14 protein-coding genes are annotated in these 11,915 nt (G+C 67.1%); 1 reads left to right on the top strand and 13 read right to left on the bottom strand.

Going from position 1 to position 11,915, the window contains the following annotated elements:
• Positions 1 to 20: 20 nt before the first annotated feature.
• The 12 genes from mddA to NNY25_RS02160 form a co-directional block, all read right to left on the bottom strand.
• A complete protein-coding gene (gene mddA, locus NNY25_RS02105; protein WP_265569705.1) occupies positions 21 to 770 on the bottom strand; it encodes a methanethiol S-methyltransferase in 750 nt (249 codons plus the stop codon).
• A gap of 71 nt (positions 771 to 841) precedes the next feature.
• A complete protein-coding gene (locus NNY25_RS02110; RefSeq protein ID WP_265569706.1) occupies positions 842 to 1,129 on the bottom strand; it encodes a hypothetical protein in 288 nt (95 codons plus the stop codon).
• A 62-nt stretch (positions 1,130 to 1,191) separates the two neighbouring features.
• Positions 1,192 to 1,548 (bottom strand): HesB/IscA family protein, encoded by a 357-nt coding sequence (locus NNY25_RS02115; protein WP_265569707.1) that lies wholly within the window; start codon positions 1,546 to 1,548, stop codon positions 1,192 to 1,194.
• A complete protein-coding gene (locus NNY25_RS02120; protein ID WP_265569708.1) occupies positions 1,548 to 2,018 on the bottom strand; it encodes an SUF system Fe-S cluster assembly protein in 471 nt (156 codons plus the stop codon). The genes NNY25_RS02115 and NNY25_RS02120 overlap by 1 nt, the downstream gene beginning before the upstream one ends.
• Positions 2,015 to 3,226: an aminotransferase class V-fold PLP-dependent enzyme gene (locus tag NNY25_RS02125; RefSeq protein ID WP_265569709.1), complete on the bottom strand. Its 1,212-nt coding sequence runs from the start codon at positions 3,224 to 3,226 to the stop codon at positions 2,015 to 2,017. The genes NNY25_RS02120 and NNY25_RS02125 overlap by 4 nt, the downstream gene beginning before the upstream one ends.
• Positions 3,223 to 3,960, bottom strand: coding sequence for a SufB/SufD family protein (locus NNY25_RS02130; protein WP_265569710.1), 738 nt, complete (start codon positions 3,958 to 3,960; stop codon positions 3,223 to 3,225). Before NNY25_RS02130 ends, NNY25_RS02125 begins: the two co-directional genes overlap by 4 nt.
• Positions 3,957 to 4,700, bottom strand: a complete 744-nt coding sequence (sufC, locus tag NNY25_RS02135) for a Fe-S cluster assembly ATPase SufC (RefSeq protein ID WP_265571434.1) — start codon at positions 4,698 to 4,700, stop codon at positions 3,957 to 3,959. Before sufC ends, NNY25_RS02130 begins: the two co-directional genes overlap by 4 nt.
• Positions 4,701 to 4,711: 11 nt before the next feature.
• Complete coding sequence (locus tag NNY25_RS02140; RefSeq protein ID WP_265569712.1) at positions 4,712 to 5,044, bottom strand: hypothetical protein; 333 nt, start codon at positions 5,042 to 5,044, stop codon at positions 4,712 to 4,714.
• On the bottom strand, positions 5,041 to 5,220 hold the full coding sequence (locus tag NNY25_RS02145) for a hypothetical protein (RefSeq protein WP_265569713.1): 180 nt from the start codon (positions 5,218 to 5,220) through the stop codon (positions 5,041 to 5,043). The genes NNY25_RS02140 and NNY25_RS02145 overlap by 4 nt, the downstream gene beginning before the upstream one ends.
• The gene (gene sufB / locus NNY25_RS02150) at positions 5,217 to 6,671 is read right to left on the bottom strand and encodes a Fe-S cluster assembly protein SufB (RefSeq protein ID WP_265571436.1); all 1,455 of its coding nucleotides are present in this window, start codon (positions 6,669 to 6,671) and stop codon (positions 5,217 to 5,219) included. Before sufB ends, NNY25_RS02145 begins: the two co-directional genes overlap by 4 nt.
• A 32-nt stretch (positions 6,672 to 6,703) precedes the next feature.
• On the bottom strand, positions 6,704 to 7,108 hold the full coding sequence (locus NNY25_RS02155) for an SUF system Fe-S cluster assembly regulator (RefSeq protein ID WP_265569714.1): 405 nt from the start codon (positions 7,106 to 7,108) through the stop codon (positions 6,704 to 6,706).
• Between the two features lie 77 nt (positions 7,109 to 7,185).
• Complete coding sequence (locus NNY25_RS02160) at positions 7,186 to 9,009, bottom strand: DUF885 domain-containing protein (protein WP_265569715.1); 1,824 nt, start codon at positions 9,007 to 9,009, stop codon at positions 7,186 to 7,188.
• Positions 9,010 to 9,133: 124 nt separating this feature from the next.
• On the opposite strand from NNY25_RS02160, the gene NNY25_RS02165 reads away from it, so the two are divergent.
• Positions 9,134 to 10,174 carry a quinone-dependent dihydroorotate dehydrogenase gene (locus NNY25_RS02165; protein WP_265569716.1) on the top strand — a complete coding sequence of 347 codons (1,041 nt, stop codon included), beginning with the start codon at positions 9,134 to 9,136 and terminating at the stop codon, positions 10,172 to 10,174.
• Here NNY25_RS02165 and NNY25_RS02170 read toward each other — a convergent pair.
• Positions 10,171 to 11,859 (bottom strand): gamma-glutamyltransferase family protein, encoded by a 1,689-nt coding sequence (locus tag NNY25_RS02170; protein WP_265569717.1) that lies wholly within the window; start codon positions 11,857 to 11,859, stop codon positions 10,171 to 10,173. The genes NNY25_RS02165 and NNY25_RS02170 overlap by 4 nt on opposite strands.
• Between the last annotated feature and the right edge of the window lie 56 nt (positions 11,860 to 11,915).

Below are 11,915 nucleotides of genomic sequence, written 5' to 3' on the forward strand. Positions count from 1 at the left end.
TCGGGTAAGGGCGGTGCCTGTCAGCGCCGCCCGAGACCCGGGATGAGGCTTCCCACCTTGCGGCGGTAATCCTCGTACTGCGCGCCGAAATGCGCAACGAGGTCCTTTTCCTCGTAGTGGATGCCGATGAGGATGTAGGCCGTCAGCGAGGCCGACAGGACGAGGTGGCCGACGCTCATTTCGGGCGTCGCCCACAGCGCGATGAAGAAGCCCAGGTAGAGCGGGTGGCGCACCAGCCTGTAGAAGAGCGGGGTGCGCATCTTCTGGACCGGCGGACCGTCGGGGTCACCGTGGTGCCAGGCCTGCTGGAGGCCGAACAGCTCGAAGTGGTTGAGCAGCCAGGTCGAGGTGAACAGGACGACCCAGCCGATTGCGAACAGCGCCCAGAGTATGGTCGCGCCGATCCCGCCGATCGACCAAACGGTGATATCGATCGGGTGCCAGAAATACATTACCGCGGCGAGGATCAGGCTCGCGACCAGCACGTAGGTCGAGCGCTCGACGCTCTTTGGAACCGTGCGGGTCAGCTTGTCCTTGAAGCCCATGCGCGCGGCGACGCTGTGATGGATGCCGAACACGGCGACCAGCGCGACGTTGATCAAGATCGCCATGCCCATCGAGGCGCTCGATGGCGCGAGATCGACGGTGGTCGGCGGCGAGATGCCCGCCACTTCGCGAATGTCACCGACAAAGGCGACGAACCACAGGAAGACGAGAAAGAAGGCCAGGTAGGCCGCGAGCGCGTAGATCAGCGCCAGTGCACGGGTCATTTGAAGCTCTCCCCCAGTTGAGCGAGGGGAACGTTAACACCGTTTGTTCAAGCGCCCAAATTTGCGCAGGATCAGCGGCGGGACTTCTCGACATTCTCGCTGACGACGACGGGTTTGACGCAGCCGTCCTCGCTGTAGTGGACCGCCTTTTCGTGGCGCGCGGGCGGCAGGTCGGCGAGCCGGTCGACCCGGATCGGGCGTTCGCCCTTTTCGGCCTGCGACAGTCTTGCGTCGGGGCACGCCTTCTTGGGCGTCCACTGGGCCGACTTGAGCGGCTGCGGCTTGGGGGTTTCGGTCAGCGGCTCGGCGACCCCGAGCGCGATCAACGGCGCTGCGGCGACGAGGACGAACTTGAACATTCTCGGCCTCCCTCTCTTCGCGACAAAGGGAGCCTAGCCCATCGCGCAGGGAGTCGCAAAAATCAGACGGTGAAGCTCTCGCCGCAGCCGCATGCGCCCTTGGCGTTGGGATTGTCGAACACGAAGCCGGCGGCGAAATCGTCTTCCTTCCAGTCCATCACCGACCCGACGAGATAGAGGACCGACGCGCCGTCGACGTAGAACGTGCCGCCGGGGGTGACGATCTTCTCGTCGAATGCGCTTTCGGCGGTAACGTAGTCGACCGAATAAGCGAGCCCCGAGCAGCCACGGCGCGGGGTCGACAGCTTGACGCCGATCGCGCCTTCGGGGGCCCTGGCCATCAGGTCGGCGACGCGCTGCTCGGCGGCAGGCGTCAGGCTGATCGCGGCGGGGCGTTCGGGGCGGTTGATTTCGGCCATCAGAGCATTCCCAGTTCGAGGCGGGCTTCGTCGCTCATCTTCGACGGGTCCCAAGGCGGGTCCCAGACGAGCTTGACCTCGGCATCGCGGATGCCGGGGACCGAAAGCACGCGCATTTCCACTTCTGCCGGCATCGATTCGGCGACCGGGCAGTGCGGGGTGGTGAGCGTCATGGTGACGACGGCGTCGCCATCCTCGGAAATCGCGACGTCATAGATCAGGCCAAGCTCGTAGATGTCGACTGGGATCTCGGGATCGTAGATCGATTTGAGCGCCTCGATGACCGCTTCCTGGAGGTCGCCGCCCGGCGCGGTCGCGGGGACGCTGTCGGGAGTCTTCGAGAGGAAACCTGCGAGATAGTCGCGCTTGCGCTCCATCGTTTCCGCAGGCGTCTCGTCGGCAACGCGGGCGCGCGGGGGCGTCTCGACACTGTCGACCTTCTCGATCTCGATCTTGCGCGTATCGCTCATCCGAAAATCCGTTTGACCTTGTGGAGTCCCTCGACCAGCGCGGCGACGTCTTCGGGGCCCGAATGGGCGGCGAAGCTGGCGCGCACGGTGGCGGGGACGCCGAGATGATCCATCAGCGGCTGGGCGCAATGGTGGCCCGCGCGCACCGCGACGCCGGCATCGTCGAGGATGGTCGCGACGTCGTGGCCATGCACGTCCCCGAGATTGAAGCTGACGATGCCCGCGCTGTCGTCGGGCCCGTAAAGGGTGAGGCCCTCGATCTTCGAGAGTTCCTCGCGCGCGAAGGCGACGAGCCCGGCCTCGTGGGTATGGACCGCTTCGCGGCCGAGCCCGGTCAGCCAGTCGGCGGCGGCGTGGAAGCCGACCGCGCCGACGATGTGCGGGGTGCCCGCTTCGAAACGGGTCGGGGCGGGGGCGTAGGTCGTGCCCTCGAAAGTGACCCGGTCGATCATCGAGCCGCCGCCCTGGTAGGGGGGCATGGCGTCGAGCAGGTCGGGCTTCGCCCACAAGGCGCCGATCCCGGTCGGGCCATAGGCCTTGTGCGCGGAGAAAGCGTAGAAATCGCAGCCGATCGCGGCCACGTCGACGTCGATGCGCGGGACCGCTTGGCAGCCGTCGATCAGCATCTTCGCCCCGACCGAATGTGCAAGACGGGTGGCTTCGGCGGCGTCCAGCACCGAGCCGAAAACGTTGGACACGTGGGCGAGCGCGACGAGCTTGTGCTCTTCGGTGAGCATGGCTTCGAGCGCGCCCAGATCGATGCGGCCCTCGGCGGTGATCGGGCAGACGTCGATCGCCGCGCCGACCTTGTCGGCAAGCAGCTGCCACGGGACGATATTGCTGTGATGTTCGAGCTGCGAGAGGAGGATGCGGTCGCCCGCCTTCAAGTTGGTCGTCCCCCAGCTGGCGGCGACGAGGTTGATCGCCTCGGTCGCGCCGCGGGTGAAGACGAGACCTTCCGCGCTCCCGCCGACGAGGCTTGCCACCGCGCCGCGGGCTTCCTCGTAACTGCGCGTCATCGCGGCCGAGCGCTCGTACACGCCGCGATGGACGGTGGCGTAGTCGTGGGCGTAGGCGCGCGTGATCGCGTCGATCACCGCCTGCGGCTTCTGCGCGGTGGCGGCGCTGTCGAGATAGTGCCAGCCCTCGGGCAGCCCCGGGAACTGGGCGCGCACGTCGAGCGCGGCGATGTTGGCCAGGGCGTTCATCCGACCAACGTCCTCAAGCCGTCGCGGGCCTCGGCAGCGATTGCGGCGTCCTCGCCCAGATCGTCCCACAGACCGCCGATGAAGCCTTCGAGGAGCAACGCCTTGGCGGCTTCGGGCGGGAGGCCACGCGCGGCGGCGTAGTAGAGCTGCTGGGCGTCGAGTTCGCCGACCGTGGCGCCATGCGCGCAGGCGACGTCGTCGGCGTAGATTTCGAGTTCGGGCTTGGCGTTGGCAGTGGCGCCGCGGGTCAGCAGCATCGCTTTGACGTCCTGCTCGCTATCGGTGCGCTGCGCGGCGCGCGCGACCGCGACCTTGCCGAGATAGGAGCCGGTCGCCGTGTCGCCGAGGACCGAGCGGACGACCTGGCGGCTCGTCGCTGCGGGGCCTTCGTGGCGCACGGTTGTGACGATTTCGAGCGTGGCCTCGCCGCTGCCCAGGTTGGCGGCGTGGAAGGCGAAGTCGGCGCCTTCGTGCAGGGTCACGTCAAGTTCGAGGCGCCCGTAACGCGCGGCGCTGTTGAGCGCGTAGAAGCGGAAACTCGCGCCCTTTTCGAGCGTGACCGAGAGGCGCGCGACGTCGATCGCATCGCCCGAGGGGAGGCGCGTTTGGGCAAGCGTCTCGCCCTCGGCCACGCGGATTTCGCCGGGCGGGGCGAGATCGTCCCACACCTCGCCGAGCGCCTCGATGTCGGCGTAGCGGAAGGCTTCGTCCTTGCGGGTGGGCAGGACCGTCACGCAAGCACCTCCGCATAGCCCTCTTCCTCGAGCGCGAGCGCGAGGTCGGGGCCGCCGCTCTTCACGATGCGCCCGGCGACGAGGACATGGACCTTGTCGGGGCGGACATAGTTCAGGAGCCGCTGGTAGTGGGTGATGAGGAGGACGCCCTTGTCGCCCTGGCGCATGATCGCGTTGATGCCCTCGCCGACGGCCTTGAGCGCGTCGATGTCGAGCCCGCTGTCGGTTTCGTCGAGGACCGCGAAGGCGGGGTCCATGATACCCATCTGGACCATCTCGGCGCGCTTCTTCTCGCCGCCCGAAAAGCCGACGTTGACCGGGCGCTTGAGCATGTCGGCGGGCAGGCCGAGGAGGCTCGCCTTGTCCTTGGCGAGGCGGATGAAGTCGGCGCCCGAGAGCGCGTCTTCCCCGCGCGCCTTGCGCTGGGCATTAAGGCCTTCGCGCAGAAACTGGAGCATCGAGACGCCCGGAATCTCGACAGGGTACTGGAAGCCAAGGAACAGGCCCGCGGCGGCGCGCTCGTGCGGCTCCATGGCGAGGAGGTCCTGCCCGCCAAAGCTCGCCGAGCCGCCGGTCACCTCGTAGCCGGGCTTGCCGCCGAGCACGTAGGCAAGGGTCGATTTCCCCGCGCCATTGGGCCCCATGATGGCATGGACTTCCCCGGCCGGGACCTCGAGCGAGAGGCCGTTGAGGATCGGCTTGTCGCCGACCGTGGCGTGGAGATTGTCGATCTTGAGCATGGTCGTGTCGTTCACTCGTAAGGGGGGAATTCGATGGCCGGTGGGACGTCTTCGTAGAAGCCCTTGTAGGCGCCGCCGCGCCTGGGGCCGGTGCAGTCCTTGGCCTCGCGCTGGAAGGTGACGAGCACCTCGCGCATGTCGTCGTGCATCGCGCGCGCCTTCGCGACCGCCTCGGGATTGGGCTGGCGGGGGTTGCCCGCCTGCGCAGCGATACCGGGCGCGCGCCGGATGATCTCCTGCGTCGCGGCCATCGCGCGATCCTCGTGGACGCGGCAGCTGTTGGCGTCGGCCTGGGCGCAGCCGCCCCGCACCTCGAGCGCGATCAAGGCACTAGCGCTCTTCAAACGACGAACCCCTTTTCCGCGAATTTCTTGCGGATCTTCTCGAGATCCTTTTCCGACGTGCTCGCGATCGCGACGCGGCCAGTCTTGTCGTCCTTGTGAACGGCCGTGTCCTTGCAATTCTTCTCGACGAACGTGGCAACCTCGCCGGCGAGGTCCTTGGGTACGTAACGGATCATCCGACACTCCCTTCCAGTGACAATGCGAGCAGCTTCTGCGCCTCGACCGCGAATTCCATCGGGAGCTCCTTGAGGACCTCCTTGGCGAAGCCGTTGACGATCAGCGCGACTGCCTCTTCCTCGTCGAGACCGCGGGCTTGGGCGTAGAACATCTGGTCTTCGGAAATCTTCGAGGTGGTCGCCTCGTGTTCGATCGTGGCGGTCGGGTTCTTCACCTCGATATAGGGCACGGTATGCGCGCCGCATTCGCCGCCCAGGAGCAGGCTGTCGCACTGGGTGAAGTTGCGCACGTTCTCCGCCTTGGGAAGCACGCGCACGAGACCGCGATAGGTATTGTCCGACTTGCCCGCGCTGATCCCCTTGGAGATGATCGTCGAGCGGGTGTTGGCGCCGATATGCACCATCTTGGTGCCGGTGTCGGCCTGCTGGAAATTGTTGGTCAGCGCGACCGAGTAGAATTCGCCGACACTGCCCTCGCCCTTGAGGATGCAGCTGGGATATTTCCAGGTGATCGCGCTGCCGGTTTCGACCTGCGTCCAGCTGACCTTCGAGCGGGCGCCCGCGCACAACGCGCGCTTGGTCACGAAATTGTAGATGCCGCCCTTGCCCTCCTTGTCGCCCGGATACCAGTTCTGGACGGTCGAGTATTTCACCTCGGCATCCTCGTGGGCGTAGATCTCGACCACCGCGGCGTGGAGCTGGTTTTCATCGCGCATCGGCGCGGTGCAGCCTTCGAGATAGGAGACGTAGGCGCCCTTCTCGGCGACGATCAGCGTGCGCTCGAACTGGCCGGTATTCTCGGCATTGATGCGGAAATAGGTCGACAGTTCCATCGGGCAGCGCACGCCCTCGGGGACGTGGACGAAGGTGCCGTCGGAAAAGACCGCCGAGTTGAGGCAGGCGTAGAAATTGTCGCGCTGGGGGACGACCGAGCCGAGATATTTCTTCACCAGCTCGGGATGTTTCTTCACTGCTTCGGAAATCGACATGAAGACGACGCCCGCACGCTCGAGCTCCTCGCGGAAGGTGGTGGCGACGGAAACGCTGTCGAACACCGCGTCGACCGCGACCTTGCGCGCGCCCTCGACGCCCGCGAGCACCTTCTGCTCCTCGATCGGGATGCCGAGCTTCTCGTAGGTGCGGCGGATTTCGGGGTCGAGTTCGTCGAGCGACTTGAGCGTCGGTTTCTTCTTGGGCTCGGCGTAATAGTAGGCGTCCTGGAAATCGATCGGCGGGATCTTGAGCTTGGCCCAGTCGACCTCCTCCATCTCGAGCCAGGCACGGTACCCCTTGAGGCGCCATTCGAGCATCCACTCGGGCTCGTCCTTCTTGGCCGAGATGAAGCGGATCGTGTCCTCGTCGAGGCCCTTGGGCGCGAATTCCTGCTCGATATCGGTGGAGAAACCCCACTCGTAGTCCTTCGAGAGATGCTCGCGCGCCTCAGGGTTCATTTCCTCGCGCTTGGTCAGGTCGCGCTGGTCGTTCACTGGCTCAATTCCTCGAGGCTGACGGCGTCCAATGCGCCGCGCACCTTTTGCGATACGATGCCCATGTGCGGCTTGATGCGGCAGTGGCTGTCGAGCGCGCAGTCGGAGGGGCCTTCCACCCCGCTGCACTGGGTCATGTCGAACGGGCCCTCGACCGCCTCGACGATGTCGGCGAGGCTGATCGCGTCCGCGCCGCGCGCGAGGCGGTAGCCGCCGTTCGCGCCACGCTGGCCCTCGAGCAGGCCGGCGCTGCCGAGACGCTGCATCAGCTTCTGCGCGGTCGGAAGCGGGACGCCCGTCTCCTCCGCCAGCGCCGCCGCGGACAGCAGCGCATCGCCGCCACGACGGGCAGCGGCGGTCATCATCACGACCGCGTAATCGGCAAGATGGGTCAGGCGCATATTCGGACTTATCCGTTCCGAATTGGCCAGATAGGGAGTTCTGGCGGGAAATCAACCGCAAAGGCGGCTGCGCGCCGTCACTCCATGATCGCGTCGTCCATCAGTTTCGCCGCCACGTAGGTGCGCACATTCTCCTCGAGAATGTCGAGCGGCACCGGGCCCGGCGCGAGCACCGCATCGTGGAAGTCGCGATAGTCGAACTTGTCGCCGAGGTCGGCCTTGGCCTGCTCGCGCAGTTCCATGATCTTCAACTTGCCGATCATGTAGGCGGTCGCCTGGCCGGGATAGACGGCGTAGCGCTCGATCGCCTTGCGCGCATCGGCCTCGGGGTTGGGCGTGTTGGTGAGGAGATAGTCGATCGCCTGTTCGCGGCTCCAGCGCTTGTGGTGGAGGCCGGTGTCGACGACGAGGCGCGCGGCGCGCCACAGCTCCATGCCGAGGCGGCCGAAGTCGGAATAGGGATCCTGATAGAAGCCCATGTCCTTGCCCAGCTCCTCCGAATAGAGGCCCCAGCCTTCGGTATAGGCGGTCCAGCCGCCGAAGCGGCGGAAGGCGGGCAGGCCGTCCAGCCCGGTCTGGATCGAGCGCTGGAGGTGATGGCCGGGGACGCCCTCGTGATAGGCGAGCGCCTCGAGCTCGTTGAGGCTCATCGAATCGAGTTCGTAGAGGTTGACGTAATAGGTGCCGGGGCGCGTGCCGTCGGGCGAGGGCGACTGGTAGAAGGCCTTGCCCGCGCTCTTCTCGCGGAACGCCTCGACCGGCTTCACCACCAGCGGGTCGGCGGGGAGGATGCCGAAATAGTCCTTCAGCGCGGGCGTCATCGCCGCGTAGGCCGCGTCGACCTTGGCCAGATACTCCTCGCGGCTCTTGGCGAAGAATTGCGGGTCGGTGCGGGTGAATTCGAAAAATTCGGCTAGCGTGCCGGTATAGCCGACCTTCGCCATGATGCCGCGCATCAGGCCGTGGATCCGTTCGACCTCGCGAAGGCCGATCGCGTGGACCTCGTCGGGGGTCATGTCGCTGTTGGTGTAGCTGGCAAGTTGCGCGGCGTAATAGGCTTCGCCGTTGGGGAGCGCCCAGACGCCGTCGGTGGTGCGCGCACTGGCCTGCTGGCGAACCATCTCGGCCTTGAGCGCGGCGAGCGCGGGAAGGGCCTTGCCGTCCCAGGCGAGCGCGGCGCGGGCCTTGAGGTCGGCCTTGGCGGCATCGTCGATCGACAGCGCGTCGACCTTGGCCGCGAAGTCCTCGAGCACCGCATTGTCCATGCCCGCCGAGACGAGATTGTCGATGTCGTTGATGACGAATGGATAGACCCAGTCGGGGGGCGCGATGCCCATCTCGGCGCGGGCCTTCGATTCGGCAATGCGCTCGTGAAGCAGGCGGCCCATGTCGGCGATGCGCCCGATATAGGCCTCGGCGTGGGCGGGCTCGGCGACGCGGTGGATGTTGATGAGGAAGGCGGGGAGCGCGGACTGGAGACCACTCATCTGGTTGAAGATGTAGCCATGGCGGTCGAACGGGCGGTTCGCCTCGGCGTCGGCTAGGTCGCGCAGGAAGATTTCGTAGGAGAGGCGGTCCTGCTGCGACAAGGTGGCGGGGTCGAAGGCGGCCTTCATCGCGGCGGCGGTCGTGCGCTTGAGCTCGAGGCTCGCGGCCTGGTTGGCGTCGGAAAAGTCGCCCCAGCGCGCATAATCGTCGTCGATGATGCCGCGATACGACTTGCTCATCGGGCTCAGGGCGAGGTCGGCGGCGTCGTAGCGCTCGAACAATTGAGCGAGTTCGGCGGAGGCGGCGGGCTCGCTCGTCTCGGCGGCGGGGGCGAGGACGACGGGTGCAGTGGTCGTGGTCGTGCAGGCGGCGAGCGCGAGGCTGCTGGTGGCGATGAGGAGGAGGCGGGTCATGGGCGTTTCTCCTGAAAAGGTCGTTTCGCGCGCGACCCTGACGGCTGGGACGCGGCTTGCCAATGGGGTTTTCCACCAACTGCGGGGGTGAAATCGGGGGGCGGTCTGCGCTAAGGGGCGGGCCATGGGCCTCTATTCCTTGTTCCGACCCGCTTTCTTCGCGCTCGATGCGGAAGACGCGCACCGCGCCACCATCGCCGCCCTGAAGCGGTTGCCGAGCAAGCGGGTGCCGTTCCATCACGACAGCTTGAAGCAGGACGTGGCGGGATTGCGCTTCCCTTCGCCGGTGGGGCTGGCGGCCGGGTTCGACAAGGATGCCGAGGTGTGGCGCGAGATGCTGGGCTTCGGCTTCGGCTCGGTCGAGGTGGGCACGCTCACCCCGCGCCCCCAGGGCGGCAATCCGCGCCCGCGCCTGTTCCGGCTGCGCGAGGACCGCGCGGTGATCAACCGCATGGGCTTCAACAATGGCGGGCAGACGGCGGCGATCCCGCGGCTCGAAGGGCGGCGGCGCACGATGGGCGTGGTCGGCGTCAATATCGGGGCGAACAAGGACAGCGAGGACCGCATCGCCGACTATGTCGCGGGCGTGAAGACGATGGCGGGCGTGGCGGACTATCTGACGGTCAACATCTCCTCGCCCAACACGCCGGGGCTGCGGCAACTGCAGGACGAAGCCGCGCTGCGCGACCTGCTGCAGGCGGTGGCCGAGGCGCGGCCCGAAGGCGGACCGCCGGTATTTCTGAAGGTCGCCCCCGATCTCGAGGCGGACGACCCCGAGCGCATCGCGCGCGTCGCGATCGACGAGGGAATGGACGCGCTGATCGTCTCCAACACCACCATCGAGCGGCCCGAGAGCCTGCGCTCGCCTTTCTCGGGGCAGGCGGGCGGTCTGTCGGGGCGGCCGCTCAAGGACAAGGCGTTCGAGGCACTGAAGGCGTTCCGCGCCGCGACCGGGGGCGACATCCCGCTGATCGCGGCGGGCGGGATCGAGAATGGCGAGGACGCGTGGAGGCGGATCACCGCGGGCGCGAGCCTCGTCCAGCTCTATTCGGCGCTGGTCTATGAAGGGCCGGGGCTGGCGATGCGGATCGCGGGTGACCTCACGCTGCGGCTCGAACGCGCCGGGCTTTCCAACATTTCCGAGGCGATCGGGATCGACGCCTAGTTGGCGATCAGCACCACGCCTTCGCGGCGTGGATCGTAGCCCCCGTCAATGCGGCCATCCTCGCGGACGAGGACGGCATGGACCCCCGATCCTTCGCCGCCGAGATCGGTGACGACGAGGCCGCGTGCGGAAAGGTCGCGCACGATCCTCGGATCGAGCGTGGCCTCGGCGCCGGTCTCGTTGTCGCGCGCGACGAGATTGGGAAGTGCGATCGCGTCCTGCATGGGCAGGCCCCAGTCGAGCGCCGCGACCAGCGACTTGCCGACATAAGCGAGGATCGAACTGCCCCCCGCCGAACCTGCCGCCCCCGCGAAATTTCCATCGGCATCGTAGAGAAGGAGCGGGACCATCGAGGAGCGCGGCCGCTTGCCCGGCGTGACCGCGTTGGAGGAGCGGTGGCCGTCCTCGTCGACCGGCGAGAAATCGAAATCGGTCATCTGGTTGTTGAGGAAGAAGCCGTCGACCATCAGGCCCGAGCCGAACACGGCCTCGACCGTCGTGGTCATCGAGACCACATTGCCGGCGGCGTCGCGGACGATGAAATGGCTGGTGCCCGCCATCTCGCGGGTCGCGTCGGGGGCGTGCGTCGGGGCGCCGGCCGGGATGCCGTGGACGACGTTCGCCGAGGCCCTCGGGACAATGAGGTCGGCGCGCGTGTCGAGATAGGCAGGATCGAGCAGGCCCGCGACAGGGACGTCGGGACTGTCGCCGACAAAATGGTCGCGGTCGGCGTACATCAGGCGGCTGGCCTCGGCCAACAGGTACCAGGCGCGCGGATCGTCGGGACCGAGTTCGGAAATCGCGGTGCGCTCGAGCAATTCCATCAGCTGGAGGAAACCGACCCCCGAGGAAGGCGGGGGCGGGGCGCAGATGCGGGTGGCCTCGTACCAGGTGCACAGCGGCTCGCGCTCGACCACTTTGTAGTTGGCAAGATCGGCCATGGTCATCGTGCCGCCGAGCGGGCCGCTGCGGGTCTTCTCGACGATGCGCGCGGCGGTCTCGCCCTTGAGCAGCGCGTCGGGGCCCTGCGCTGCGAGCCGCTCGAGGAAGTCGGCATAGGCGGCGTTGACGAGGCGGTCGCCGGTCTCCAGGCGCCGACCCTGGCCGTCCGAGAAATAGGCGATCGCGTCGGGCTGGGTCAGCTGGAGGATGTCGCTGCGAGGAAGAAAGCTTCCCAGGCGCGGGGAGACGACGAAGCCGTCGCGCGCGGCGGCGATGGCGCTGCCGAACAGGCTGTTCCAGGCAAGGCGGCCATGACGCCGGTGCGCGTGGTGGAGTGCGGCGACGGCACCGGGAACGCCGACCGCGCGGCCGGTGAGCGCCGCCCCCTTCGCGTCGAGCTTTTCGCCGTTCGCGTCGAGGAACATCGAGGCAGTCGCCTGTGCAGGGGCGACCTCGCGTCCGTCATAGACGATGGCGCGGCCCGACGAGGCGTCGAGATAATGGATGAAGGCGCCGCCGCCGACGCCCGAGGATTGCGGTTCGACGAGGCTCAGCATCGCCTGGATGGCGACCGCCGCGTCGATCGCGCTGCCGCCGCGTTCGAGCACGTCCATGCCCGCCTTCGCCGCGAGCGGATTGGCGGCGATGACGAAGGCTTTTTCGCGGTTCGGCGCGGACGCGGGCACGGTAGCGCAGGAGCCGAGCAGCAAGGCGAACAGGACCAGCAGGGAGCGTAGGGGCATGGCCATGCGTCTAGGCAACAGGCGCGGCCGCGTCCATCTGGCGCTGGCCGCAAAAA

The organism is Sphingomicrobium nitratireducens (genome assembly GCF_026157035.1).
Classification (GTDB): Bacteria; Pseudomonadota; Alphaproteobacteria; order Sphingomonadales; family Sphingomonadaceae; genus Sphingomicrobium; species Sphingomicrobium nitratireducens.